22 protein-coding genes and 1 pseudogene are annotated in these 26,308 nt (G+C 69.5%); 14 read left to right on the forward strand and 9 right to left on the reverse strand.

The window, feature by feature from the left end:
• Positions 1-127 precede the first annotated feature (127 nt).
• Positions 128-727 (forward strand): Uma2 family endonuclease, encoded by a 600-nt coding sequence (locus T333_RS04895; RefSeq protein ID WP_496423769.1) that lies wholly within the window; start codon positions 128-130, stop codon positions 725-727.
• A 6-nt stretch (positions 728-733) separates the two neighbouring features.
• Here the strand turns inward: T333_RS04895 and T333_RS04900 are convergent, their stop codons facing one another.
• Both T333_RS04900 and T333_RS04905 read right to left on the reverse strand, forming a co-directional pair.
• Complete coding sequence (locus T333_RS04900) at positions 734-1,285, reverse strand: flavin reductase family protein (protein WP_355000492.1); 552 nt, start codon at positions 1,283-1,285, stop codon at positions 734-736.
• A gap of 99 nt (positions 1,286-1,384) precedes the next feature.
• Complete coding sequence (locus T333_RS04905; protein ID WP_355000491.1) at positions 1,385-1,861, reverse strand: YbaK/EbsC family protein; 477 nt, start codon at positions 1,859-1,861, stop codon at positions 1,385-1,387.
• A gap of 110 nt (positions 1,862-1,971) precedes the next feature.
• On the opposite strand from T333_RS04905, the gene T333_RS04910 reads away from it, so the two are divergent.
• From T333_RS04910 to T333_RS04925, 4 genes are all read left to right on the forward strand, one after another.
• The gene (locus T333_RS04910; RefSeq protein WP_355000490.1) at positions 1,972-2,793 is read left to right on the forward strand and encodes a crotonase/enoyl-CoA hydratase family protein; all 822 of its coding nucleotides are present in this window, start codon (positions 1,972-1,974) and stop codon (positions 2,791-2,793) included.
• Between the two features lie 79 nt (positions 2,794-2,872).
• Complete coding sequence (locus T333_RS04915) at positions 2,873-3,370, forward strand: MarR family winged helix-turn-helix transcriptional regulator (protein ID WP_496423770.1); 498 nt, start codon at positions 2,873-2,875, stop codon at positions 3,368-3,370.
• Positions 3,367-5,160: an MDR family MFS transporter gene (locus T333_RS04920; RefSeq protein WP_496423771.1), complete on the forward strand. Its 1,794-nt coding sequence runs from the start codon at positions 3,367-3,369 to the stop codon at positions 5,158-5,160. Before T333_RS04915 ends, T333_RS04920 begins: the two co-directional genes overlap by 4 nt.
• A gap of 221 nt (positions 5,161-5,381) precedes the next feature.
• Positions 5,382-5,624 (forward strand): hypothetical protein, encoded by a 243-nt coding sequence (locus T333_RS04925; RefSeq protein WP_067789945.1) that lies wholly within the window; start codon positions 5,382-5,384, stop codon positions 5,622-5,624.
• A gap of 158 nt (positions 5,625-5,782) precedes the next feature.
• Here the strand turns inward: T333_RS04925 and T333_RS04930 are convergent, their stop codons facing one another.
• Positions 5,783-6,274 carry an inorganic diphosphatase gene (locus tag T333_RS04930; protein ID WP_067789948.1) on the reverse strand — a complete coding sequence of 164 codons (492 nt, stop codon included), beginning with the start codon at positions 6,272-6,274 and terminating at the stop codon, positions 5,783-5,785.
• A 231-nt stretch (positions 6,275-6,505) separates the two neighbouring features.
• On the opposite strand from T333_RS04930, the gene T333_RS04935 reads away from it, so the two are divergent.
• The 4 genes from T333_RS04935 (at position 6,506) to hpt (ending at position 10,995) form a co-directional block, all read left to right on the forward strand.
• The gene (locus tag T333_RS04935; RefSeq protein ID WP_496424143.1) at positions 6,506-7,912 is read left to right on the forward strand and encodes a D-alanyl-D-alanine carboxypeptidase/D-alanyl-D-alanine-endopeptidase; all 1,407 of its coding nucleotides are present in this window, start codon (positions 6,506-6,508) and stop codon (positions 7,910-7,912) included.
• A gap of 13 nt (positions 7,913-7,925) precedes the next feature.
• Positions 7,926-9,041, forward strand: coding sequence for a zinc-dependent metalloprotease (locus T333_RS04940; RefSeq protein ID WP_355000487.1), 1,116 nt, complete (start codon positions 7,926-7,928; stop codon positions 9,039-9,041).
• 235 nt (positions 9,042-9,276) lie between these two features.
• Complete coding sequence (gene tilS / locus T333_RS04945) at positions 9,277-10,383, forward strand: tRNA lysidine(34) synthetase TilS (RefSeq protein WP_496423772.1); 1,107 nt, start codon at positions 9,277-9,279, stop codon at positions 10,381-10,383.
• 54 nt (positions 10,384-10,437) lie between these two features.
• Positions 10,438-10,995 (forward strand): hypoxanthine phosphoribosyltransferase, encoded by a 558-nt coding sequence (hpt, locus tag T333_RS04950; protein ID WP_355000485.1) that lies wholly within the window; start codon positions 10,438-10,440, stop codon positions 10,993-10,995.
• 103 nt (positions 10,996-11,098) lie between these two features.
• Here hpt and T333_RS04955 read toward each other — a convergent pair whose 3' ends face one another.
• From T333_RS04955 to T333_RS04965, 3 genes are read right to left on the reverse strand one after another with little or no spacing between them, the layout of a single operon-like run.
• On the reverse strand, positions 11,099-11,806 hold the full coding sequence (locus T333_RS04955; RefSeq protein ID WP_496423773.1) for a cyclase family protein: 708 nt from the start codon (positions 11,804-11,806) through the stop codon (positions 11,099-11,101).
• Between the two features lie 54 nt (positions 11,807-11,860).
• Positions 11,861-14,104 carry a protein kinase domain-containing protein gene (locus T333_RS04960; protein ID WP_496423774.1) on the reverse strand — a complete coding sequence of 748 codons (2,244 nt, stop codon included), beginning with the start codon at positions 14,102-14,104 and terminating at the stop codon, positions 11,861-11,863.
• Positions 14,101-16,800 (reverse strand): serine/threonine-protein kinase, encoded by a 2,700-nt coding sequence (locus T333_RS04965; protein ID WP_496423775.1) that lies wholly within the window; start codon positions 16,798-16,800, stop codon positions 14,101-14,103. Before T333_RS04965 ends, T333_RS04960 begins: the two co-directional genes overlap by 4 nt.
• A 337-nt stretch (positions 16,801-17,137) precedes the next feature.
• On the opposite strand from T333_RS04965, the gene T333_RS04970 reads away from it, so the two are divergent.
• Positions 17,138-18,457: an amidase gene (locus tag T333_RS04970; RefSeq protein WP_496423776.1), complete on the forward strand. Its 1,320-nt coding sequence runs from the start codon at positions 17,138-17,140 to the stop codon at positions 18,455-18,457.
• Between the two features lie 19 nt (positions 18,458-18,476).
• Here the strand turns inward: T333_RS04970 and T333_RS04975 are convergent, their stop codons facing one another.
• Positions 18,477-19,367 (reverse strand): LysR family transcriptional regulator, encoded by an 891-nt coding sequence (locus tag T333_RS04975; RefSeq protein WP_355000480.1) that lies wholly within the window; start codon positions 19,365-19,367, stop codon positions 18,477-18,479.
• A 784-nt stretch (positions 19,368-20,151) separates the two neighbouring features.
• Between T333_RS04975 and T333_RS04980 the strand changes: the two genes are divergently transcribed.
• The 3 genes and pseudogenes from T333_RS04980 to T333_RS04990 all read left to right on the forward strand — a co-directional run bounded on the left by T333_RS04980 (position 20,152) and on the right by T333_RS04990 (position 22,423).
• A complete protein-coding gene (locus tag T333_RS04980) occupies positions 20,152-21,033 on the forward strand; it encodes an AurF N-oxygenase family protein (protein ID WP_496423777.1) in 882 nt (293 codons plus the stop codon).
• A gap of 13 nt (positions 21,034-21,046) precedes the next feature.
• Positions 21,047-21,226 (forward strand): annotated as a pseudogene (locus T333_RS04985) (4Fe-4S dicluster domain-containing protein); the annotation flags it as partial.
• A gap of 153 nt (positions 21,227-21,379) precedes the next feature.
• Positions 21,380-22,423, forward strand: coding sequence for an FAD-dependent oxidoreductase (locus T333_RS04990; protein WP_496424144.1), 1,044 nt, complete (start codon positions 21,380-21,382; stop codon positions 22,421-22,423).
• A gap of 1 nt (position 22,424) precedes the next feature.
• On the opposite strand, the gene T333_RS04995 is transcribed toward T333_RS04990, so the two are convergent.
• Positions 22,425-23,258 (reverse strand): SDR family oxidoreductase, encoded by an 834-nt coding sequence (locus tag T333_RS04995; protein WP_355000478.1) that lies wholly within the window; start codon positions 23,256-23,258, stop codon positions 22,425-22,427.
• Entirely contained in the window at positions 23,255-24,862 is a 1,608-nt protein-coding gene (locus T333_RS05000) for an aldehyde dehydrogenase family protein (RefSeq protein ID WP_357256584.1), read from the reverse strand. Before T333_RS05000 ends, T333_RS04995 begins: the two co-directional genes overlap by 4 nt.
• Positions 24,863-25,007: 145 nt before the next feature.
• Between T333_RS05000 and T333_RS05005 the strand changes: the two genes are divergently transcribed.
• On the forward strand, positions 25,008-26,306 hold the full coding sequence (locus tag T333_RS05005; RefSeq protein WP_496423778.1) for a PucR family transcriptional regulator: 1,299 nt from the start codon (positions 25,008-25,010) through the stop codon (positions 26,304-26,306).
• The last annotated feature ends 2 nt before the right edge of the window (positions 26,307-26,308 follow it).

Raw genomic sequence — 26,308 nt, forward strand, 5'->3', positions numbered from 1 at the left:
CATTGGACCGCGCACGGCCGAAGCGACCGAGTGCGCCAGGATGTCGCGGCGCGGTTTCCGGGGCCGGTTGGGGGCGGTGGCGGCGGGATACTATCGGCGAGACCGTTCCTGACTTGGAGGTGGACCGATGAGCATTCTGCCTGCGTGGGCGACCGATCCAGGGGCGCTGCTCATCACCGAGGCCGGCTACGACGCCCTGCCGGAGGACGTGCAACGGCAGATCGAGGTGGTCGACGGTCACGTCATCTTCTGCCGCAGCGGCAGTTTTCAGCACAACAACGTCGCCAGGCGGCTGGCCAACGCGCTGGAACAGGCGCGCCCGGCCGAGCCGTGCACCGGTGTCGTCACCGACTTCGAGATGCACTATGTCAAGGGCAGGCCGGGCAGTCCCGGGTTCTCCTTCCGCAGGCCCGACGTGGTGCTGCATCGGTGCGTCGAGGAGGATCGGAAGCTCACCACGGCAGACGCGCTGCTGGTCGTTGAGGTCGTCTCACCGGGATCGGAGTACACCGACACCGTCGACAAGCGGGCGGAGTACGCGCACGAGGGCATCCCGATTTACCTTGTGGTGCACCTCGACGCCGACCGCCGCGTCAAGATCGTTCAGGAGTACCGCTTGGACTGGGCGAGCCGGACCTATCGGCTCGCTGAAACCCATCAGGACGCGCTGCGGTTGACCGGCCCGTTCCCGATGGAGGTCGCGTTCAAGGAGCTGGACGGCTCCTGAACTCGCTCAGCCCTCCAGGGAGGACGGGCGGTGGTAGCGGCCGTTGTAGTACAACAGCGGTGCGGCGGCCGGCTTTTCGTCGGTGTTGTCGTGGACGCGGGTGACCAGGCCGACGACGAACGTGTGGTCGCCGATGGGGATGAGTTGCTGGACGACGGCGCGGACCCAGATGGGGGTGCCGTGCAGGACGGGTTCGCCGGTGTCCAGCGTGGTCCACAGGGAGCGGTCGGTGAAGCGTTCCTCGGCGGAGCGGGAGAAGCGCTTGGCGATGTGCTGCTGGTGTTCGCCCAGGAAGTGGATGACCACGGAATCGGCGTCGAGCATCGCGGCCATGCTGGACGAGGTGTGCGCGATGTTGAACGACACCAGCGGCGGTTCCAGCGAGAGCGAGGCGAAGGAGGTCGCGGTGAAGCCGACCGGTCCCTTCGGGCAGGAGAGCGTGACCACGGTGACGCCCGCCGGATAGTGACGCATGGACGCGCGGTACTGCTCGGCGGTGATGCCGCTCAGGTCGTCGGGGATCCGGACGCCGGTGTGCGGCTGCGGTGCTTCGGTCACATGACGAACGTACGCCCGATTCGCCCGCTCCGGGCCGGGCGATTGTTGTTCGATTGCCGTTCGCCCCGGAAACCCGCAGCTCATGCGGCGGTGTGAGATTCAGTCCACATCGATCGGAAGCCCGGCGGTGATCCGCACCAACTCCCGGAAGGACGTACGGAACAGCGTGTTCGGATGCCCGCCCGCCGCCCACAGCTCCTGGTGCCTGGCCAGCGCGTTGTCCACCCAGGTCGGCAGGTTGGTGGGATGCCCGACCGGCGCGACCCCGCCGATCGGCTGACCGGTCACCTCGCGCACCAGCGCCGCGGGTGCGCGGGTGAGCGTGCCTTCCAATCGTGCGCCGGTCTGCGTCAGGTCCACGTTGTGCGCGCCGGAGACCAGCAGCAGCACCGGGTCCTGATCGAGCAGGAACACAAGCGATTTGGTGATCGCTCCCACCTCGACGCCGAGGGCGCGTGCCGCGTCGGCGGCAGTGCGGGTGGGTGTGGGTTGGCGGAGGATGACACCGTGATGGCCGCGCGCGATCAGCGTGTCGGCGACCCGGCAGGCGACCGGAGGTAGCTGGGCCCTGCTCATGGATCCAGGGTAAGCAAAACCGCGCATTTGCTCCTGCCGAGAACAGACCGCGTTCCTGCCTCGGCGCATTCCCCCTGACGGCCCGCGCAAGCGGCGTATACGCTGTACAAATGACTGACTGGCAGGCTTTCACCGTCGAGACAAAGGACCACGTCGCGCAGGTGACGTTGACCGGCCCCGGCAAGGGCAACGCGATGGGCCCGGACTTCTGGCGCGAACTTCCCGAGATCTTCCGCGGTCTCGACGCCGATCCCGAGGTGCGCGCCATCGTGCTCACCGGCGCGGGCAAGCACTTCTCCTACGGCCTCGACCTCCCGGCCATGGCGGGCACCTTCGGTCCGCTGCTCGCCGACAAGGCGCTGGCCGCGCCGCGCACCGACTTCCTCAAGGAGATCCGGCGGATGCAGGACTCGGTCACCGCGGTGGCCGAGTGCACCAAGCCGGTGATCGCGGCCATCTCCGGCTGGTGCATCGGCGGCGGCCTCGACCTGATCGCGGCCGTCGACGTGCGGTTGGCCAGCGCGGAAGCCAAGTTCAGCCTGCGCGAGGCCAAGGTCGCGATCGTCGCCGACATCGGTTCGCTGCACCGGCTGCCCGGCATCATCGGCGAGGGCCACCTGCGCGAGCTCGCCTACACCGGCAAGGACATCGACGCCGCGCGCGCCGAGAGGATCGGCCTGGTCAACGACGTGTATCCGGACCAGGAAGCGGTGCTGGACGCGGCGCACGCGATGGCGCGCGAGATCGCCGCGAACCCGCCGCTGGTGGTGCAGGGCGTGAAGGACGTACTGGACCAGAAGCGCGCGTCGGAGGTGGCCGAGGGGCTGCGCTACGTCTCGGCGTGGAACGCGGCCTTCCTGCCGTCGGAGGACCTGACCGAGGCCATCCAGGCCGTCTTCGAGAAGCGCGAGCCGCAGTTCAAGGGTCGATAGCCGTTTGCCTCCGGCGTCCACGCACCGACATACTTGCGACGAACAACTAATTGATTGGCGCAAGTAAAGGTGGCGGTGCGTGGACGCGGACGACCATTCGATCGACACCATCGCGGTGCAACTGACCCGGCTCCAGCGCATCCGCGACCGGACCGCCTTGCAGATCCGCACCACGGACGGCGTGGACCCGGCTGTGTTCGCCGTGCTGTTCCGGCTGCTGTGCGACGGCCCGATGCGCTCGGGCGCGCTGGCCGAGGCGGTGTTCTCCGACGCGTCGACGGTCAGCCGCCAGGTCGCCCAGCTGGTCGAGCGTGAGCTGGTCCGGCGGACGGCCGACCCCGCCGACGGACGCGCGACGGTGCTCGAGGTGACCAAGCGGGGGCGGGAGGTGGCCGAGCGTATCCGCAGGCGCCGCCACGACAACCTCACCCTGGTGATGGCCGACTGGACGCCGGACGACCGCGCGCTCTTCGCGGACCTGCTGCGCCAGTTCGTCGACGATTTCGAACGCGCGCGACCCGCGATGGTCGCCGGGCCGCGGCTCACGAATCCGGATGAAGCGGAGCGGCGTTCGTGACCGCCCCGACCGCCGTGACGCCGCAGGCGGGATTCACCCACCGGCAGATCCTGACCATCCTCAGCGGGCTCATGCTCGGCATGCTGCTCTCCTCGCTGGACCAGACCATCGTCTCGACGGCGATCCGCACCATCGCCGACGATCTCGACGGCTACGCGCTGCAAGCCTGGGCCACCACCGCCTACCTGATCACCGCCACTCTCACCACGCCGCTCTACGGCAAGTTGTCGGACATGTTCGGCCGCAAGCCGTTCTTCATGGCGGCCATCAGCATCTTCGTCGTCGGCTCGCTGCTGTGCACGCTCGCCCAGTCGATGTACCAGCTGGCCGCCTTCCGCGCCGTCCAGGGCATGGGCGCGGGCGGGCTGATGTCGCTGGCCCTCGCCATCCTCGGCGACATCGTCGGCCCCCGCGAACGCGCCCGCTACCAGGGCTATTTCCTCGCGGTGTTCGGCACGTCCAGCGTGATCGGCCCGGTGCTAGGCGGCATTCTCGCCGGGCAGGACACCATCCTCGGCGTCAGCGGCTGGCGCTGGGTCTTCCTGGTCAACGTGCCGGTGGGGCTGGTGGCGCTCGCGGTGGTCTCGCGGGTGCTGCGCCTGCCGAAGAAGCCGCACTCCACCGATCGGGTCGACTGGTGGGGTGTGCTCGTGCTGGCCGTCGGACTGGTGCCGCTGCTCGTCGTCGCCGAACAGGGGCGCGAATGGGGTTGGGGCAGCGTGCCTTCGGTGGTCTGCTACGTGATCGGCGCGCTCGGCGTCGCCGGGTTCGTCGTGGTCGAGAAGGGGCTGAAGGACGCGGCGCTGATCCCGCTGCGAATCTTCGGCAACCGGACCTTCGCGCTCGGCGTCGTCATCTCGTTCGTGGTCGGCGCGGCCATGTTCGGCGGCATCTCGCTGCTGCCGCAGTACCTCCAGGTCGTTCGCGGGGCGAGCCCGACGATGGCCGGTCTGCAAATGCTGCCGATGGTGCTGGGGCTGATGCTCGGCTCGATTCTGTCCGGCCAGTTGATCTCGCGAACCGGCCGCTACCGGATCTTCCCGATCATCGGCGCGACCACGCTGACGCTCGGCCTGTTCCTGCTGCATTTCCTGGACGCGGACAGCCCGCTGTGGCTGGCCATGCTCTTCATGGCCTGCACCGGGTTCGGTCTCGGCAACCTCATGCAGCCGCTCACCCTCGCCTTGCAGAACGCGTTGCCGCCCAAGGACATGGGCGTTTCCACCGCGGCCGCCACCTTCTTCCGGCAGATCGGCGGCACGCTGGGCGTCGCGGTGTTCCTGTCCATCCTGTTCGCGCGAATGACGCCGAACATCACCGACGAACTGCGCGCCGCCGCACGCGATCCGGAGTTCGCACAGGCCGTCCTCGCCGGTGCGCAGAGCGGCAATCCCGCCGACGCCGCATTGGCCAAAGGTTTGCTCGCCCAGGACACTTCGGCCGCGGGCGAGGTGCTGAAGGACAGCTCGATCGTCCAGCAGCTGAGCCCGGAGCTGGCCAGGCCCTTCCAGGTCGGTTTCGCGGACTCCATGTCGACGGTGTTCCTCGCCGTCACCTGCCTCGCGCTGCTCGCGCTGGTGCTCGTGCTGTTCTGGAAGGAAGTGCCGCTGCGCATGGTCAGCGGCATCCAGGCGGCGAACGACAAAGCCGAATCGGTGGTGGATGTCGAGGCGCGGGTCGTCGAGCAGACCGGCCTGCCGCTGCCGGGCGGTGCGACGGTGGAGCCACCGCTGGACAAGAGCGCGGATCGGGAAAGCGCGCGGCGCGGTGCGGACGGCCCCGGTTCCTGACTCGCGGCACAAAACCTCCGATCGCCGTGTGGCTTTCGACGTCGAGTCGGGGACGAGTCTTGCGAATTGCGAGTGTGCGATTCGAATCTCGCTGCCGTGGTGGAGAAGGTGGAATCGCCCGAGGGGGCGGGTGTTCGAGCCCTAGGGGTGGCTGTTCAGCGGCGTTTCGCTCCCTACCTTGAGAGAGGTCAACATCAACCTCGCTTTCCAGGAGCAGTGAAATGCGAATCAAGTCCTTCCTCGCCGCGGGCCTTCTTGCCACCGCAGCCGTCGCCGGGGTGTCGACGGCTGCGACGGCCAACGCCGCGCCGACCTACCAGGCCACCGGCTACGGGGCCACCTACATCGGCACCTACGCCACCTTCGAGGCCTGCCGCGCCGACGGCGTCTCGCCCAGCACCGGCGGCTACTACTGGGAGTGCGTCGAGGCCTGGGACGGCTGGGACCTCTACATCTACTACTGATCCCGCGAAACCACCCGTAATCGGCGCTCTCGCACCGTGATCGGATCCCCAGGGACGTCCGGCGCAGGCCGGGCGTCCCTTTCGCGTACGAGGACAACCCATTCGGGAAACGAAAAAGGCGGGAGGTCCGTACGGACCTCCCGCCTTCGTCGGGTGACTCAGTGGCCGCCCTTCTCCTGCAGACGCTTGAAGGAGGCTTCCACCTCGGCCTCGGCCTCGGCGCGACCGACCCACTCCGAGCCCTTGACGTACTTGCCCGGCTCCAGGTCCTTGTAGCGCTCGAAGAAGTGCTTGATCGCGGCGAGCTCGAACTCCGGCACGTCGGCCAGGTCCTGGATGTGGTCCCAGCGCGGATCGCCCGCGGGCACGCACAGCACCTTGGCGTCGCCGCCCGCCTCGTCCTCCATCTTGTACATGGCGACCGGGCGCGCCTCGACGATCACGCCGGGGAACACCGAGTCGGGCAGCAGGACCAGCGCGTCAAGCGGGTCGCCGTCCTCGCCGAGCGAGTTCTCGATGAAGCCGTAGTCGGCCGGGTAGGCCATGGAGGTGTAGAGGAAGCGATCGAGCCGAACACGGCCGGTCTCGTGATCGACCTCGTACTTGTTGCGGGAACCCTTGGGGATCTCGATGGTGACGTCGAACTCCACGCCATCTCCTTCTGTGCTGCATCCGGTGGCTCGAGCGGGCACGACCGCCGACTCGCCAGGTTGTTCGGGGGAACGGTAGCGGAACGAGGATAGTGTGATCGGTGGGGCCGAGGTTCAAAAGGGCATGGGTGCGCCGGTGGTGCGTGGCAGCCGAGTCAGGGAGACGACGGGTACGTGGTTGGTGGGAAGAAGAGAAATATCGGTGACTTGGCCGCGCGGCGGCGGCGCAGGATGTGGATCGGATTCGGGGCGACCTTCGGGGTGCTGCTGATCGCCGCCGGCGGTGCGTTGGTCGTCGTCCAGCCGTGGACCCCGGAATTCCGGCACGGCGGGCTCACCATCGCCGCGCCGCCCGCCCTGGTCAAGCCTTTTCCGCAGGTGGCTCCCGCGCCGTCGAACGCGCCCGCGCCGAGCCCGGCCGGTGTCGCGGCGGCGCTCGGCGGGGCGCTTGCCAATCCGGATCTCGGCACGTTCGCCGGTGTGGTCACCGACGCCGAGAGCGGAACCACGCTGTGGAGCCAGGATCCGGGCACGCCGATGATCCCGTCGTCCACCGCCAAGATCCTCACCACCGCGGCCGCGCTGCTCGCGCTGCCGCCGGACCAGCGGGTCGTCACCAAGGTGGTCGCCGGGGCGGCGCCGAACGAACTGGTGCTGGTCGGCGGCGGAGATCCGACGCTCACCGCGCAGGCCGACGGCAAGGGCTACTACCCGAAGGGCCCGCGCCTCGCGGACCTGGTCGCGCAGATCAGGCTGGCCGGGAGCGCGGCGGACACCATCGTGGTCGACACCACCGCCTTCGCCGGGCCGACCATGGCGAAGGGCTGGGAGGACGCCGACATCCCCGGCGGCTCGATCGCGCCGATCGAAGCGGTGATGATCGACGGCGGACGCGTCGAACCGCTCGTCGAATACTCCCCGCGCAGCTCGACCCCCGCGCTGGACGCCGGACGCAGGCTGGCCATCGAACTCGGGCTCGACCCGTCTCGGGTGCGCGCGGGCAAGGCGGCGCCGGGTGCGGCCGAGGTGGCGAGCGTGCAGTCCGCGCCGCTGCGCGACCGGCTGCGCGACATGATGGTCTACTCCGACAACGTGCTCGCCGAGACCATCGGCCGGGAGATCGCGGTGGCGACCGGACACGAACCGTCGTTCGCCGGCGCGGTGGCCGCCGTGGCCGCCACACTGGAGAAGGCGGGTTTCGATCTGAACGGGGTGGTGATGCACGACACCAGCGGACTCTCCACCGACGACCGCATCCCCGCGCGCCTGCTGGACAAGATCGTCGCCACCGCCGCCCAGTCGACCGACGACACGCTGACCCGGCCGACCGGCACCAAGGCTCGGCCCGCGGGCGGGAAGCTGGCGGCCACCCTCGCGCCGATGCTGGACGATCTGCCGGTCGCGGGCGCGACGGGCTCGCTGGCCAGCCGGTATGTCACCCAGAACCGCGGCGGCGCCGGATGGGTGCGCGCCAAGACCGGAACTCTCTCGGTGGCCAGCACGTTGGTCGGATATGTGCTCGACCGGGATGGCCGGGTGCTGACCTTCGCGTTGATGTCGAACGATCGGCCGCCGGAGGTGAGCAGGCCCGCGTTGGACGCCATCGCAGGCACGCTGCGCAACTGTGGATGCTCGTGACGGGTGGTTGACCATGATCGAAGGCGCTGACAAGACACGCGAATCCGCCGTCGCCGATTCGGCATCGAACGGCAAGGCGCGACGTCGCTCCGGCCTGTCCGGCGCCGTCGACTGGCGGTTGGCCGCGCGCACCGGATCGGCGTTGGTGCCGCCGGGTCCGCGCACCTCGCGGTACTCGGCCGAGCAGGTGGTCGCCGAGCTGGCCGAGGCGTCGGTGCGGGCCGAGGGACCGGTTCGCGAGGTGAGCGGACTGCTCGACGATCAGCCCGTGCCCGCGGCGCGCATCGTCGACCGGCCCGGCTGGATCGGCGCGGCCGCCGACTCCATGGCCCAGCTCACCGGTACCGGCGGCGATCCGCACGGCCGCGGCACGTTCGCGGGCAAGCCCGCGGGTGTGCAGGCGGGCGCGATGCTGGCGTTCCTCTCCACCGCCATCCTCGGCCAGTACGACCCGTTCACCGGGCCGGACGGCACACTGCTGCTCGTCGCGCCCAACATCATGGCCGTCGAGCGCGCGCTCGGCGTCCCGGCCGGTGACTTCCGGTTCTGGGTGTGCCTGCACGAGGTGACCCACCGGGTGCAGTTCTCCTCCGCGCCCTGGCTGGCCGACTACATGCGCAACAACGTCGACATCCTCTCCGAGGTCGGCGACGAACCGCTGACCGACATGCTCACCCGTTTGGTCGACGAACTGCGCGACCGCCGCCGCGGCACCGCATCCGACGATCCGGCCACCCGCGGCGTCGTCGGTCTGCTGCGCGCCACCCAGGCGCCGCCGCAACGCGAGGCCCTGGACCGGCTGCTCATGCTCGGCACCCTGCTCGAAGGCCACGCCGACCACGTGATGGACGCCGTCGGCCCCACCGTCATCCCGACGGTGGAGCAGATCCGCGCGGCCTTCGACAAGCGCCGCAAGCGCCCGACCAACCCGCTGCAGCGCATTCTGCGGGCCCTGCTCGGCGTGGACGCGAAGGTCGCGCAGTACGTCCGCGGCAAGGCGTTCGTCGACCACGTCGTCGGCCGCGTCGGCATGGAGCGGTTCAACGTGGTGTGGTCGAATCCCGAGACGCTGCCCCGGCCGGACGAGATCGAGAACCCGGACCGCTGGATCGCCCGCGTACTGGGCTGAGCGGACTTCGGCGACCGGCCGCGGATCGCCGCGCGGCCCCGGCATGTGGACTATCCGCACCGACGGAGCGGCGAGACACACAGCGTCCGGTGCGGCCGACGGCTCGGCTCGCGGCGCTGCCCGAGCACGGTGGTCGTCGGCGCGCCGAGCGGCGCGCCGAGCGGCGCGCCGAGTCCGCGATTTCCGTGAACCCGTCACGGTCTCGGAGGCGGCGCGACTCGGTAGTGTCCTCCCCATGGGCCGTGCGGTACGAGTGACGCCCGGGCAGCGCGAGGCGACCGGGTCGACCGCTGGCAGCGCTGGTTCGAGTGGGCCGCGCAAATTGCCGGAGACTGCGGCGGTGCTCGAGGTCCGGCGCGCGGTGCGGTCCTGGGCGGGGGAGTATCTGGCGCAGGGCGCTTCCGTCGCGGTCGGGCTGTCCGGCGGGGCGGATTCACTGGCTCTGACGGCCGCGGCGGTCATCGAGATCCGGCACGTCGACGCGTTGATCGTCGACCATCGCCTGCAAGAAGGCTCGGGACAGGTGGCGGCGGACGCGGCCGCCGCGGCCCTCGCGCTCGGCTGCCGATCGGCCCGCGTGCTCGCGGTGGAGGTCGGCGCCGAAGGCGGCTTGGAAGCGGCGGCGCGCACGGCCAGATACGGCGCGATGGACGCCGCCCGCCACGGCGCGCCCGTTCTGCTCGGCCACACCCTCGACGATCAGGCCGAGACCGTGCTGCTCGGACTCGCCCGCGGTTCCGGCGGACGCTCGATCCAGGGCATGGCCGCCTACGCCGAACCGTGGGGCAGGCCTCTGCTCGGTGTCCGGCGGGCCACGACCCGCCAGATGTGCGCCGACCTCGGCCGCACCCCGCACGAGGACCCGCACAACCTGTCGCCCGAATTCACCAGGGTCCGGCTGCGCACCGAGGCGTTGCCGCTGCTCGAGGACGTCCTAGGCGGCGGCGTCGCGGCCGCGCTGGCCCGCACCGCCGAACAGCTGCGCGAGGACGGCGCGCTGCTCGACGTGCTTGCCGACGAGTTGCTGGAGGCCGCGAAGGTACCCGGCCCCGCCGTCGAGGGTTCCGGCGCCGCCGATGATGAGGTGGCGCTGTCGATCGAGACGCTCGCCACTGCGCCCGCCGCGCTGCGCCGCAGGGCGATCCGCTCCTGGCTGCTGCACGGCGGAGCGAAAGCGCTGACCGACAAGCATTTACGGGCGGTGGACGCCCTGGTCACGGCGTGGCGCGGGCAGGGAGGGGTGGCAGTCGGCGGCGGGTCACCGGACACGAGGTTGGTTGCCGCGCGCGAACATGGCAGGCTGACACTGCGCGAACAAGACCGATGTCTGCGCAGTGACTGATGCCGAGCGGGATCGATCGAAACCAGCGGCGCACAGGAAGGGAAACCAACTGACGTGTACGGGGACGACATCGCGTCGGTGCTGATCACCGAGGAACAGATCGCCGCCAAGACGCAGGAGCTTGCCGAGCTGATCGCCAAGCGCTACCCGGCCGACGCTCCCGAGGGCGACCTGCTGCTGGTCGGCGTGCTCAAGGGCGCGATCTTCTTCATGACCGATCTGGCCAAGGCGCTGCCCATCCCGACCCAGATGGAATTCATGGCCGTCTCCTCCTACGGCTCGTCCACCTCCTCCTCGGGCGTGGTGCGGATCATGAAGGACCTGGACAAGGACATCGCGGGCCGCAACGTGCTGATCGTCGAGGACATCATCGACTCCGGTCTGACCCTGTCCTGGCTCAAGCGCAACCTGTCCACCCGCAACCCGGCCTCGCTCGAGGTGGTCACCCTGCTGCGCAAGCCGGACGCGCTGCGCACCCACGTCGACGTGGCCCACGTGGGCTTCGACATCCCGAACGAGTTCGTCGTCGGCTACGGCCTCGACTACGCCGAGCGCTACCGCGACCTGCCCTACATCGGCACCCTCGACCCGAAGGTCTACGGCGGGGCCTAGGACACCCAGCCCGAACAGCTCGGGGCACTCGCCCACAACAGCCCAGGGCACGACAGCTCAGGGCAGCAGCCCACGACAGCTCAGGGCACCAGCCCACGACGACTCAGGGCAGCAACGCGAAAATCGTTGCGGGCGAGCCCGACCCACCGCGATAGAGCGGCCCGCCGACCAGGATCCACGCGCCGGTCGCGGGCAGCTCAGCGAGATTCGCCAGGCACTCCAGGCTGATCCGGTGCTCACCGTAGAGCAGCTTGGACACCGCGTAGGTGTCGTCGGCGCCCACATCGGGTCCGAAGGTGTCGATGCCCAGCGCGCCGCGCCTGCCGAGCCGTCCCGTCCGCAACAGCCACTCCACCGTCTCCACCGCGAATCCGGGCTGGCGACCGGCCGATTCATCGACGCCGATGAAGTCGGGGCCGCCCCACTTGGCGTCCCACCCGGTCCACGCGATCACGGCCGCGCCGTCCGGGATGCGGCCGTGCCGCGACTCCCAGCGCCGCAGATCGTCCACGGTAACGGCGTAATCGCGGTCCGCCGCGCACCGCTCGCGGACGTCGATCTTCACCGCGGGCAGCAGCAGATCGGCCAGGTCCAGTTCGTCGGCCGCCAGCCCGTCGGCGTGGAAGTGGATCGGTGCGCCCCAATGCGTTCCGGTGTGCTCGCCCTGCTGGATGTACCGCAGGTAGTACCCGTCGTTGGCGACGGTGGCGACGATATCGGTGCGGAATTCCGGGTCGCCGGGAAAGATCGGCGTCGTCGCCGGATCGTGCACATGCGACAGGCTGACAAGTCTGCCGAACGGTGGCTTCATCGTGCTCCTGGGGTGGTGCCTACGAACCCGCCACTCACGCGGAGAGCTACGCCATCATGGGTACACCTGCCTCCGCCGCAGCGCGTACAGATCCTGTTCCATGGCCCGGAACAGCAGATAGACCGCGACGAAGGCGACGATGCTCGCGATGCACATTATCCGCAGTGCGACGATGATTTTGGCCAGGTCCGGGGGATGCAACAGGGTCGATCCTGCGACCGCGATGAGCGGAATGGACGCGGCGAGCACCAGATACACGCCGCTGCGGCGGCGCAGCGCGCGTAGGTCGTTCGCCTCGGAGCGCTCGATTCCGCCCTGTCCCAAGAACATCGGGTAAATGCACCGGATGAGGTAGAAGTTCGTCAGCAGGAACGGATACGTCATCGCGATGACGCCGGAGACGGTGTGCAGGATCATGAAATGCGCGTAGTCGCTGGCGGATACGACGTCGGGGGTGCCGCGCAACGCGAGCGGATAGACCAGACCGGAGACCAGCCACATGGTGAAGATGATCAGCGCGGCCCAGTCGCCGAGCCGCACGGCCGAGGCACGCGCCTTGTGCAGCACGTCTTCGTCGTAGCGGACGCCCGCGGCCAATCCGTGCGGCACCGTGATCAGGTATCTGGCCAGGTAGACCAGCAGCACCGTGCCGATGGCGAAGCCGAAGCCGTTGACGATGATCGAGTAGATCTCGAACTGCCGCTGCGTCTGCGCGGACTGCCTGCTGTGCATCAGCATGTTGTTGTGGTCGATGTTGTAGATCGAGGCCAAGATGTTGGGCACCCCGATGGCCAGGGCGATCAGCACCACCCGCCAGGGGCGCAGCCGCACCCGCCAGCTGTGCTCGGGCGGGTCGACCAGGTCGCGGGCGCGCGGGTCGAGACACAGGTCCAATTGCTCGGCCAGCACCGCGCCGTTCCGCCAGCGCCGCAGCGGGTCGGGCTCCAGACAGGTCAACAGGACGCGGCGCAGCGCGGGCGGGCAGTCGGCGGGCAGCGTCGCGAGCGCCGCCGCGGGCACGCCCGCTCGGCGGGCCCGCAGCGCCGCCTCCACGGTGGGCGGGTCGTCGGCGAATGGCCTTGTCCCGGTCAGCAATTCCCACAGCAGGATGCCGAGCGCGTAGAGATCGCTGCGGCTGTCCGGGGCCGGTGCGTCGGAGTCGAGCGCGGCGGCGAGCTGTTCGGGGGAGCGGTAGGCGAGCCACTCGCGAAGCGCCGCGGGTGAATCGGGTGGCGTTGTCGTGCCGTCGCCGGGCGCGAAGTCGGCCAGCTTGGGGGTGCCTTCGCTGGTGAACAACACGTTGGCGGGGTCGATGGCGTGGTGGGCGATGCCGTGGCGATCCGCGTAACCGAGTGCGTCGGCGAGGCGGCGGCCGATCCACGCCACCGTCTCCGGCAAGCTGAGCTCGGCGAGCTCGGCGCGCACCAGGGAGTCCGCGGGCCGGATCTCGCCCTTGGCCTCGATGGCGGCGTCCAGCGCGTCGAGTAGGAGCGCTCCGCCCATGGCCTCGTCCTGGCCGCGGCGGCGTTGTGCCGATTCCGCCGCGCCGCGGCGCTGTGCCGATTCCGCCGCGCGGCGACGCTGTGCCGATTCCGCCGCGCGGCGACGCTCGAGCACCTCCGCCGCGGTGCCGCCCGGCAGGTACTGCATGTAGACCAGCCTGCCGATCTCACCGTCGAACGCGAGCACCCGCTGGTCGAAGACGCGGACGATGTTCGGGTGGTCGAGCTGGACCATCGGTTGCGGGTCCGCACCGCCCGCCGCCGCGATCCGTACCGCGACCACCCGCTGCATGGACAACTGCTTGGCCAGGAACACCCGCCCGGCGCGGCCGCTGCCGAGTTCGGTCCGCAGGTCGAAGTCGTCGACCCGCTGGCCGGGGGCGAGGTCGGCGGGATCGCGGTCGACGTGCACAACCCCGGCGTGGCCCTGCTCGCCGGTGAGCCGGGCGCGCACGGTGTCGGCCAGTTCGGGGTACTCCGCGAGGAATTCCTCCAGCGGCAGTGGGCCGCGTCCGCGCCGGGCGGTGAACTCCTCGCAGATCAGGTCGGCCAGCTGCGGGCTGGCGTCGACCTCGGGAAACTCCTCGCGATACTCCGCGATGCGCTTGACCGGCCCGCGTCCGCTCCAGCGGTGCCGCAGGTCGATGCGGACCAGGTCGGTGAGCACGGCGGTCCGCACCTCGGTGCCGTCGGGCACGTAGTCGGCCAGGTGCGGCGGGCTTTCGCTGGCGGCATGCAGGCAGTGCCGCCAAGCGGCGGTGAAGCGTCCGACCGGATCGACGTGCGTGACGGTCATGGACGCTCCGCGGCCGCGCGCGGGCGGTTGTCGTACCGGGCGGAGCCGCCTTGCGCGGTCGCCGCGCCGGGCTCCCCGCTCGGCGCCACCACTCGCTCCAGCGCGCGCAGGTCGGCCTCGAGCGCGCGGAACAGCAAATACGACCCGACGAACGCGATGATGGCGCCCACGCAGAGCACGCGAACCGCGACGATCACCATGGGGATGTCCTCGGGCGGGAGGAAGGTCACCCCGGCTACCGCGAGTAGTGGCACCGAGGCCGCGATCGCGAGGTATAGGTTGCAGCGCCGGTCGAGCGCGCGCAATCTGCCAGCGTCCTCGGCGCTGATGTTCCCGTGCCGCAGGAAGATCGGATAGATGCAGCGGATCAGGTAGAAGGTCGCCAGGAAGAACGGATACGACCCGGCGATGGCGCCGCAGACCACCAGCGAGGCCATGAAGTGCACGACGTCGCGCCCGGTGACGTCGCCGGTGGACAGCTGCATCACGGCGGGGAAGGTCAGCGCGGCGAGCACCCACAACATGAACGGGATGGCCACCGCCCGCTCGCCGAGCAGCAGCGTGTCGGTTCTGGCGCGGGTCAGCGTGTCAGGGTCGTACCGTCTGCCCTTGCGCAGTCCCTTGGTCACCCGCAGCATGTAGCGCATCGAGTAGATGATCGTGAAGAACCCGATCGGGAAGAACACCGCGTTCACCGCGCCGGTGAGGATCAGGAACGTGTGTTGCGCGTCCTCGGGCATTCGGTCGACGATGAGGTTCTGGTTGTGCTGGATGTTGTAGAGCGAGGCGAGCATGTTCGGCACGGCGATGGCCACCACCATCACCGGGAGGATGTAGGGCTGCAGCCGCTCCCGCCAGCTGCCCGGTGTCGGGTCGACCAACCCGCGCGCTCGCTCGTCCAGGCAGAGGTCGAGCTGTTTGGCCAGCGTCGCGCCGTTGGACCAGCGCTCGTCGCGCTCCGGTCGCAGGCAGGTCAGCAGCACGCGGCGCAGCGCGGCGGGGCAGTCCTTCGGTACCCGGGCCAGCGCCGCGGCGTCGACGCCGACGCAGCGCCGCTCCAGCATGGCTTCCAGCGTGGTGTCGTCGCCGCGCTGGCCCGCGCCCGCGGTGTTGTCGTCGTAGGGCTTCGCGCCGGTGAGCAGCTCCCACAGCACCACGCCGAGCGAGAAGATGTCCGAGCGGGTGTCGAGGTCGGCGGCGGAGCGGGTGCGGCCGGGGTGGCAGGCCTCCAGCTGTTCGGGCGACATGTAGGCCAGCGAGCCGCCGAAGTAGGCGACCGGGCTCGTGCCCTCGACATTGCGGCTGAAGCTGATGTTGAAATCGGCCAGCTTCGGCACGGCCTCCGCGGTGAGCAGCACGTTGGCTGGTTTCACGTCGCGGTGCAGCACGCCGTGCGCGGAGGCGTAGTCGAGCGCCTCGGCCAGCCTGCGGCCCAGCCAGGCGACGGTCTCCGGCCAGCTCAGCGCGGCGATCTCGGCGCGCACGCTGGAATCGGTCGGCCGGATCTCGCCCTTCTCCTCCATCGCCGCGTCCACCGCGTCGAGCAGCAGCTGGCCGCTGCGTTCCTCCGGCGGGGTGGCGCGCACCCAACGCAGCACGCCGAGCAGCGTGCCGCCGGGCAGGAATTGCATGTAGAGCAGGCGCAACCGTCGCGCGGTCTCGCCCGCCTCGCCCGCGTCGAGCAGGCGCTGATCGAAGACCCGCACGATGTAGTCGTGATCCAGCTGGGCCAAGGTCTGCGGCTCGGTGCCGTGGTCGGCGGAGATCTTCACCGCGACCAGTCGCTGCATGGACCGCTGCCTGGCCAGGAAGACCCGGGCGAAGGCGCCGCTGCCGAGACCGGTCAGCAGGTCGAAGTCGTCGACGCGCTGACCGACCTCGATGCGGTCCAGCGGGTCGAGACGACCCGGTCCGGTACCCATCGTGGTGCCGATCGCGGTTTCTGTTCCGCCTAGATCGGCGGCCCTCGTAGCCTCCGCCGTGTGGTTCACCTCCGTACCACGAACGGACGTGGTGGTTCGGTTCAGCGCGGAGCTCTGGTCGGGGCCGGTCGCGGGCATGGTTCCGTCGAACGCGGCGCGGGTGGATTCGTCGATCGGGGACTGGCGCGTCTCGTCGAGTGCGGCCGTGTCGGTCTCGTCGATCGGCGGTCGGGTGGAGTCGTCGAGGGCCTCCGGCGGGGTTCGGCGGGTGCTCTGGTCGACGTCGTCGGCATTCAGCAGACCGCGTAACTCGGCCGCCTGGTTCGGATATTCGCGCAAGCATTCCCGCGGGTCGACGCGCTCGCCGCTCTGGCGCCGGACGACGAATTCCTCGTACACCAAACTGGCCGGTATGTTCTTGCGTTCGAGCTCGGGGAAATCGGCGCAGTATTCGGCCAGTCGTTTGCGCCGCGGCGCGGGCGGCGGCGTTTCCTGGCGGCGCGCTCCGAGCGCGGGCTTTCGCAGCCACCGGTGCCGCATATCCACCCGGATCAGTGCGATGAGCGCCTCACGGCGCAGGGTGCGCGCGTCGGGCAGGAACGCGGTGATCTCCGGTAGTGTTCCGGGGCCCTCATCTGGGGCGATGTTGATCGCGGCGGCCCACGCCGCGGTGAAGGCCTGCACCGCGACGAGCTCGGATCGGAGCAACTGGCCGCCGGACTCGGAGTCGGAAGCCGTATCCGGACGGGTATTTCTATCGGAGTCGGCACTCATTCTCGGACCTACTAGCTGTGGCGGAGTTCGGGAAATCCGCACTGGTCGGTGGGTGGCTGCACCGGATAAAATCCGCCACACCCGACGTCATCGTCCCCCGAGCAGTATCGGGAATGATAACTTGCGCCACAACAGCGGATCACCCGATTTCGACAACGATGCGACGGGGGCGAATCAGCACATGCACAACAAGGCTACGGCGGTGGCGGAAGGCTTGGCCGCGATCACCGAAACCACGAGCACCGAACCATTGTCCGCCCGGGAGGCACCCGTGGGCGATAGCGAGCGAGGGGGGCCGTACGCCGAGGGGCAAAGGGAGTCGCCGCGGGGTCCCGCGGTGACCATCGCCGCAGGCGTCCGCGAGGGCTCGCTGACACCGACCGAGGTCGTCGACGCGACCCTCGCACTCATCGCCGCCGAGGACGCGACGACCAACGCGTTCAGCGTGGTGCGCGTCGAGCGCGCGGTCGCCGAGGCCATCGCGCTGGAACAGCGGTCGGATCTGGACGTGCTGCCGATGGCGGGTGTGCCGGTGGCGATCAAGCACAACATCCCGGTGACCGGCGAGACCGTGCTGTGCGGTTCGGCGGCGACCGACACCGGCCAGGCCACGGCCGACCACCCGGTGGTGCGCAGGCTGCGCGACGCGGGCGCGGTCGTCGTCGGGCTCACCACCGTGCCGGAGCTGGGACTCTGGGCGATGACCGACGATCAGCACCGCATCACCAGGAATCCGTGGAACGTCAAGCGCAGCGCGGGCGGCTCCTCCGGCGGCGCCGCCGCGGCGGTCGCGGCCGGGTTGGTCCCCGTGGCGCACGGCAACGACGGACTCGGCTCGGTGCGCATTCCGGCGGCCGCCTGCGGCGTCTACGGCATCAAACCCGGCAGGCACACCGTGCCCTCGGAGGTCGGCCTGGACTCCTGGGGCGGCATGGTGGAGAACGGCGTGCTGGCGACGACCGTCGGCGACGCCGCGCTCGCGCTATCGGTCATGGCCGCCCGCCCCGACCTAGCCGAGCTGGAACCGCCGGGCCGACTACGCATCGCGGTGGCCATCGCCCCGCCTTCCCGGTTCGTCCGCGTCGACCCGCACTGGGCCGAAGCCGCGAACAAGGCGGCGGCCGTCGCCGCCGCGGCCGGTCACCAGGTGGAGACGACCGCGCTGCCCTACGGCAACGCCGTCCTCGCACTCCTGCTCCGTTGGCTGACGGTGGCGCTGCCCGAGGCCGCCACCCTCGCTCGTCCCGAACATCTGCAACCGCGTACCCGCCGTCATCTGGCGCTGGGCCGCTTCGTCCAGCGGCTCGAGCTGGTCCGAGCCGCACAGGTCGACCGGATCGAAGCCCGGTTGCTCGAATTCTTCGAAAGCTACGACGTGGTGATCACGCCCACGTTGGCCACTCCGCCGCCGCGGGCGCGCGCCTGGCACCGCAGGGGCTGGTTCGCCAATGTGCTGACCGGCTTCCGGTTCTCCCCGTTCACGCCGATCTGGAACCTGGTCGGCTGGCCCGCCGCCTCCGTGCCGATGGGCACGCACCCCCACTCCGGCACTCCGGTCGCCGCTCAGCTGGCAGGCCTGCCCGGCAGCGAAACCACCCTGCTGCGGCTTTCCGCGCAACTCGAACAGCTGCACCCCTGGCGGCGCACCGTGCGCTGACGGTGCGCCGGGAAACCGCTCAGCTGGCCAGCGGCTGCTGCTGGGTGGAGGAGAAGCCACCCTCGACGGCGCGGGCCGCGAACTCCAGGATTGTCGGTCGGGTGTCGTCGGCCCGCCACGCGACGGCGAGCTCGCACGGCGCGAGTCCGGTCAGTGGCCGCGCGGTGAGACCGGGCCAGCGGTACATCGGCACATTGTTCTCGGCGAGCAGGCAGACCCCGAGGCCGAGGCTCACGGCCTCCAGCTTGTCCTCGGGCGTCGCCGCTTCCGCGCCGATCTTGGGCTGACGGCCGTTGCGCGCGTCGTTGCCGAGCCAGAAGTCGCGCACCGCGCCCGCTTCCGAGGGCAGCGCGATGAACGGCTCGTCGAGCAGATCGGCGAAATCGATGCTGTCCTGATCGGCCAGCGGGTGGTTCTCGGGTAGCAGCACCCAGCGCGGCTCGGTGCGCAGGACCTCCCAGCGGTACCGGTTCGGGTCCGGCAGCGGCAGCCACACCAGCGCCAGATCGGCCTGCCTGCCCGCGAGACCGCTGGACGGGTCGGTCCAGGAGGCGGCGTGCAGTGCCAAGCGGTGGCCGCTCGCGCTCTCCAGATCGTTGAGCAGTCCGCGGCCGAGCGCGGACTGGATGCCGACGCGCAGCACCTCGCCCGCCTCCTGCAGGGAGACGTTGGTGACCTCCCAGAGCTCCAGGATCTTGCGGGCGCCTTCGAGCAACTCCTTGCCCGCGACGGTCAGCGCGACGCTGCGCTGGTTGCGGTCGAACAGGACCACGTCGAGCTGGCGTTCCAGCTGGCGGATCTGACGCGACAGGGTGGGTTGAGCGATGTGCAGCCGCTGAGCGGCGTTGGTGAAATGCAGTTCCTCAGCGACGGCGACGAAATACCGCAGGTCGCGCAAATGCGGGTCCATAGCCCCTTGCTATCAGAATCAGTCCTCAATTTCCAGCCTTATCAGGCCGAAAAGTTTGGATACGGGCACCGAAACAGTCGGCAGGTTTGTTAGGGACAGCATATTGCCTGGCATGGTCATCTGCACCACCGGCTCGGCGAATTTCCGGCACGCGCCGCGGCTAGGCTGCGTCGCACATTCTTTGGTCGTTTGACCAGCGCTTATGTTACAGACTCGTGATCTGCGGACCGGGCTCGCGGTGTGCTCCGCGAACTCAGTGACCGGACAGAAACCCCTCGCTGAGCGGCCGGACCCTGTTACGGCCGAAAAGAGTGATATTGATCACAAATTGCCGGGTTGTTGGTATAGCCGGAGTGACGGCGGTTGCCACCAGGCGCCCGCGCGGTGCGACATCCGGCACATACGGCGGAGGCGCTGTGATCGACGGCAAACCGCGATCACAGCGCGTCTCCGGACCGCCCGGGGGTTCCGGAGCAGTGGGAGTGTGCCCGTGGAGTCGACGGTGACTAACGCGGCATCGCCGTCCAGCGATGCGGTGTAGTGAGCCTCCGAGTGATCGGACATCACGGATCGGCGGAGCCGGTCCCGCTTTGCTGGCGGCCGCGGTGAAAGTGGCCGTCAGCACACGTTTTTTGGAGCTTGCGCCCGGCAGGCGCGGGCTCGAGCGATCCGGAGGCCCCCCGTGCCGCGAATTCTCTGACAAGCAACATGATTCGAGGAGAACAATGAAGTGCATCCTCTCCAGGGCGCAACAGTCGCTGCGACGGCGACTGGCACCGACCGCATGACCGGTCCCGACCATCCTGCCGCCGTCTACGACCGCCTTCTCGACTCGGCGCGACGTCTGTCGTTCGATCTGCGGGAGGCCGAAGTCGATGCCGCCGATCAGGATCGCTACGGGATGAGTCCGGAGTGGTCTCCGCTCTTCGGTACGCCGTCCTGGACGGACCTGACCGAATCGGCCAGAAAACATCTGACCAGGTGCGAGGCCTCGCACTTTCTCGGCGTCGCGATCTGGCTGGAGGTCGCGTTGCAGATCGTGCTGCTGCGGCGCGTCCACAACGTGGACCCGACAAGAGCCGATGTGAAATTCCTGTTCAACGAATGCGCCGACGAGAACCTGCACTCGCTGATGTTCGCCGAGGCCATCGAGCGGCTGGGGACCGGCCACTATCGCCTGGACCGTTCGATGGTCCTCGCCGGGTGGCTGTTTCGCACCTTCGCCTGGGACGAGATCGCCTACGCGATCGTGCTGGCGGGTGAGGAGGTCTTCGACGTCATGCAGCGTGATTGGATGCGCGACGACAGAGTCGCCGATACGGTGCGCCGGACGTCGTACGTGCACGTCGTCGAAGAGTCACGGCATATGTCGTTCGCGCGTCAGAAGATTCGCGACCATCTGGTGCGGGTGTCGCGGCCGAGACGTTTTGTCGGCACGATCGTCATCGCGATCGGCGCCCACATCATCGCCAAAGGCATGATCAACAAGCGGATCTACCGCAGTGTCGGCCTGGACTGGTCGACCGTGCGCGCCGAGATCAGCCGGAACGAACACCACCGGATGATGTTCCGCCGCGCGGCGTCGCCACTGGTCGCGTTCCTCGACCGAGAGAAGTTGCTGAACGGACCCGCGCGATGGATCTATCGCAAATCCCACCTCCTGTGATCGGCGGGCACGGATGAGCCATGTCATTCTGGGACACTGTTGCAAGGACGCGTCCTGTGTCGAGGTGTGCCCTCGCGACTGCATCCGTCCCGTACCGGGGGACCCGCAGTTCGAATCGGTCGAACACCTCTATATCGACCCGAACAGCTGCATCGACTGTTCGGCGTGCGTCCCGGCCTGTCCGGCGGGAGCGATCAAAAGTGAAGGCGCGCTGAGTGATTCGGAACGCGACTACGCCCGTCGGGCAGCCGAGTCCTTCGCGGCGATCGGCCCCGCGGGGCACTTCGCAGGGCTCGGACTCCCGCAGGCTCTCCCCCGAACCGCGACGCCGTTGCGGATCGCCGTCGTGGGTGCCGGTGCCGCCGCCATGTACACCGTGCGTGAGCTGCTGCAACGATCCAGCACTGTGCGGATCACCGTCTTCGAGCAACGTGCGGAGATCGGCGGGTTGTTGCGTACCGCGGTGTCGCGGCAGCATGACGGGATCCGAGACATGGTCCGACTCTTCGACATCCCGTTCGGCGACGACAGGGTGACCGTACGGTTGAACGTCCGTGTGGGTGTCGACATCTCGATTCCCACGCTTCGACGCCAGTTCGACGCGGTGGTCCTGGCCGTCGGGGCGTCGCGGCCGCGGGAGATCGGAGCCGGGCGAATCCCGGACGTACACCAGGCGCTGTCGCTGCTGTCGGCGGTCAACAGCGCCCGGCCAGGCACACCGGTGTTGCCGCTCCGCGGTCCGGCGACGGTTGTCGTAGGTGGCGGCAACGTCGCGTTGGACGTCGTGGCGGCCATCGCGAGGGGGCGCGTTCTCACTCGTTCCGGCGGGCCGGTCACCCAGGTAACGGTCGTCGCGCGGTCCCCGGTCGGACGCCCGTCGTTCACGTTGTCCGCGCTCTACGAACTGGCCGAGCTGGACGCCACCGTGACCGTCGCGCCCGCCTCGGAACTCGGCGACGCCTCCGACCCGGTCCAGCGCCTGCTGGCCGATCTGGCGCACCGTCCCGCCAGGTCGGCGGAGGGGCGACGGGCACTGTCGATCGTCCTGTCGTTCGGTCACGAGGTCACCTCCGTTCGCGCCGACGGTGACCGCATTCGGGTGGCGACCGGGGCGGGGCGAACCTTCACCGCCGACTCGGTCGTGTGCGCCACCGGCTTCACCGTCGCCCCGCCCGCCGGTATCCGGCTCGGTGATGGCGGCGTGGTCGCCAACCGGCACGGCAGAGTCGTCGCACCCGATACCGATGCGCCGATCGAGGGCTTGTACGTAGTCGGCTGGGCGAAACGTGGCGCCCGCGGCGGTGTCGGGGACAACCGGCGATGTGCCGCCGAGACCGTCGACCGGCTCGTCGCCGACTTGCTCGGCGCGGAAGCTGCGCAGGCCCCGTGATCTACACGCTTCTGGCGCGCTCCTCGTAGGCCTTGCGCTTCTCCGCGTCGACGTCGTCGAGGAACGCGTGGCTCGCGCCGAGCGCCCGCGCGATGCCGTCGCCGATCGCCTGCGGAAGCAGGCCGACGACCTGGGAGACGATCCCGGCCACCGCGGTGACCCTGACCTTCGAGCGCGGCGTCTCGATCAGCCCGACGATCGCGTCGGCGATCTCCTCCGGCTCGGCGGGACGCAGCAGCTTCGGCGCCGTCACGCCGGAGCCGAGCTCGGTGTTGGTCAGCGTCGGCAGCACCGAGGAGAAGCGCACGCCGGAGTCGCGGTACTCCTCGCGCAGGGTGTCGGTGAAGCCGAGCACCGCGTGCTTGCTCGCGTTGTAGGTGGCCAGGCCGGGGATGTGCGTCTCACCGGCGAGCGAGGCGATGTTGATGACGTGCCCGCTGCGGCGCGGCAGCATCCTGGCCAGTGCCAGCTTGGAGCCGAGGATCACGCCGTAGACGTTGATGTCCAGGATCCGGCGGGTGATCTGATCCGGCTCGTCGACCAGCCTGCCGGTCGGCATGATGCCCGCGTTGTTGATCAGCACGTCGATCGGGCCGACGGTGCGCTCGACCTCGTCGAGGAAGGACTCGAACGAGGTCGCGTCGGTGACGTCGAGCTTGCCGTACAGCTCGAAGTCGCGGGCCGATCCGGACTCCTTGACGGTGGTCTCGTCGACGTCGCCGATCGCGATCTTGGCGCCGAGCGCCTGCAACGCGGTGGCGGTGGCCAGGCCGATGCCGCGGGCGCCGCCGGTGATGACGACGACTTTGCCTCGGATCTTCGCCGGGTCGGTCACTTGTTGTCTCCCTTGAGTTTCAGCAGTGCGGGGATGTCGATACGGCGCAGGCCGCGCGCACCCGCGGCGCGCATGGCGCCGAGCGCGGTGAGCAGTTTGGAGTTCTGGTACGGGTACCAGAACAGTTCCTTCTGCAGGGTCGGCACCATCGGCTTGGTGATCGCCTGCTGGCGGCAGTACTTGCGCACGCCGTTGGCGCCGCCCCAGCGCGCGCCGACACCGGAAAGGCCCCAGCCGCCCATCGGCAGCGCGTAGCTGAACAGGTTGGCGAAGACGTCGTTGATGTTGACCGCGCCCGCGTTCAACTGGCGGGCGATGCGCTCGCCGCGGTCCTTGTCGCCGGTCCACACCGAGGCCGAGAGACCGTATACGGAGTCGTTGGCCAGCCGGATCGCCTCGGCCTCGTCGGCCACCTTCATCACGGGCAGCGTCGGGCCGAAGGTCTCCTCGGCGACGCACGACATGCTGTGGTCCACGTCGACGAGCACCGTCGGCTCGAAGAACGTGCCCTGGCCGGTGCGCTTGCCGCCGGTGAGCACCTTGGCGCCCGCCGCGACCGCCTCCTCGACGTGGCGCTGCACGATGTTCACCTGGTTCTCGTTGGCCAGCGCGCCCACGTCGTGCTTCAGCTCGCGGCCGTCGATGCCCTGGCGCAGCGCCTTGACATTGGCCGTGAGCTTGGCGACGAACTCGTCGTAGACCGGCGCCTCGACGTACACCCGCTCCACCGAGATGCAGACCTGACCCGCGTTGAACATGCCGCCGAACGCGATGCCGTGCGCCGCGCGATCGATGTCGGCGTCGGCGAGCACGATGGCCGGATCCTTGCCGCCGAGCTCGAGGCTGTACGGGATCATCCGCTCCACGCACGCCGCCGCGATCTTGCGGCCGGTGGCGGTGGACCCGGTGAACTGGATGTAATCGGCATTGCCGACCACCGCCGCGCCGGTCTCACCCGCGCCGGTGACGACGGCGAACACCGGTGGCGCGCCGATTTCCCGCCAGCCCCTTGCCAATTCGAGCGCGGACAACGGGGTCACCTCGGACGGCTTGAGAACCACCGCCGCGCCCGCGGCCAGCGCCGGGATCACGTCCATCACCGGCATGGCCAGCGGGAAGTTCCACGGGGTGATCACGCCGACCACCGGGTACGGGCGGTACGCGGTGGTCAGCTTCTTGACCCGGGCCAGCGGGCTGTGCGGCGAGGGGTGGTCGTCGGCGAGGAACTTGGCCGCGCGGCGGGCGTAGTAGCCGATCAGGTCGGCGCCGAAGGACGGATCGATGAGGGCGTCGGCGCGCGGCTTGGAGGTCTCCGACTGGAGCACGTCGGCGAGGTGCTCGGTGTTGTCGATCAGCCAGTCCTGCAGTTTCAGCAGCCATTCCTTACGGCCGTCGGGGCCGATGGCCTCCCACTCCGGCTGGTAGAGCCGCAATTCGCGCACCGTGGCCGCGACCTCGTCGGCGCTCTGCGCCGGCACCGTGCCGACGATCTGGCCGGTGCCGGGATTGCGCACCTCGATGACGGTCGGCGCGTCCTTCTTGGCGGCCGGTTTGCGCGCGGACGCCTTCTTCGCCGCGCTCGGCGCGGACTCGGTGTTGGTCACTGCTGTTCTCCCACTGCCCTCGTGCGCGTCGCGGTGCTCGCTGCCGAGCCGCGTCGGCGCTGTGAATCAGCTCACTGAACTATGATCGTGACACAATGACCGGGGAGTTTCTTGGCCTATTTTGTCAACTGGATCGGGTCTGATTGTGTCGAAAGTACAAAGCGGCGCGGCCGAATCGGCGGTCCGCATCGGACCGAACAGCGCGGTGGTGCGCGACTGGCTGGCCGACTACGTCTTCGAGACGATGCGCACCGAGACGCTGGAGCAGGTGGTGGAGCGGCTCGACAACGCGATCGTCGCGCGCGTGCCCGAATTGGCCGATCGCGACATGAGCCGCGACCTCGCCGCCAGCACCCGCGCCCACGCCAGGACCATGCTGAGCGGATTGACCAGCGACACCTTCGAACTGGCGCTACCCGAGGAGGCGCACGCCTTCGCGCGCACCATCGCGCGCCGCGGCTTCGACCTGCGCCTGCTGCTGCGCACCTACCACGTGGGCATGGAGGCGGTGCTCGACTACATGACCGACGCCGTCGAGCAGCGCGACGTGCCGCAGGAGATCGAGCGCGCCGTCATGCTCCGGCTGTTCGATCGGTCGACGAAATGGGTCAGCATGTCGGTGGAACTGCTCACCGACACCTATATGGAAGAGCGCGAGCGAGTGCTGCGCGCCGCGCTGAACCGCCGCACCGAGACGGTGCACGCGCTGCTGTCCGGCGAGGAGATGGACGGCGACCAGGCCTCGATCCGGCTCGGCTACCGGCTCGCGCAGCAGCACCTCGCCTTCGTGCTGTGGACCGACGCGTCCGAACCCGGCGCCGACGGCGAGTCGACCGGGCTGCTCGACCGCGCGGCCGCGCGGGTGGCCGCCGAACTCGGCGGCGCCAGGCTGCTCACCGTGCCGTCCGGAGCGAGCGGGATGTGGGCGTGGCTCGGCCTCGAGGACGCGGCGCAGGCCGCCGACCTCGCCGTGCCCGGCAGGCTGGAGCGATTGCTCGCCGCGCACGTCGACGCGCCGGTGCGGGTCGCTTTCGGGGTGCCCGCGGCGCGGGCGGGCGGCTTCCGTGCGAGCCACCGCGAGGCGGTCGCGGCGCGGCACGTCGCCGAGCTCGCCCCCGGCGGCGGTTCGCGCGTCACCGCCTATCGCGATGTCGAGATCGCCTATCTCGCCGGAACCGACGAGACGGCCATGCGCGGCCTGATCCGCCGCGAACTGCGCGAGCTGGCCGGCGCCGACGCCAACGCCGTCCGATTACGCCGGACTCTGCACGCCTACCTGGCAAGCCACCGCAGCCCGGAGGCCACGGCGAAGCTGCTCGGCGTGCACAAGAACACCGTCCGCTACCGGATCCAGCGGATCGAGGAACTGCTCGGCCATCCGATCGAGCAGCGCAGTCTGCCGCTGGAGGTGGCCCTGGCCTGCGTCGAGGCCTACGGGGTCTGAAT

Source organism: Nocardia sp. CNS-044, assembly GCF_059570515.1.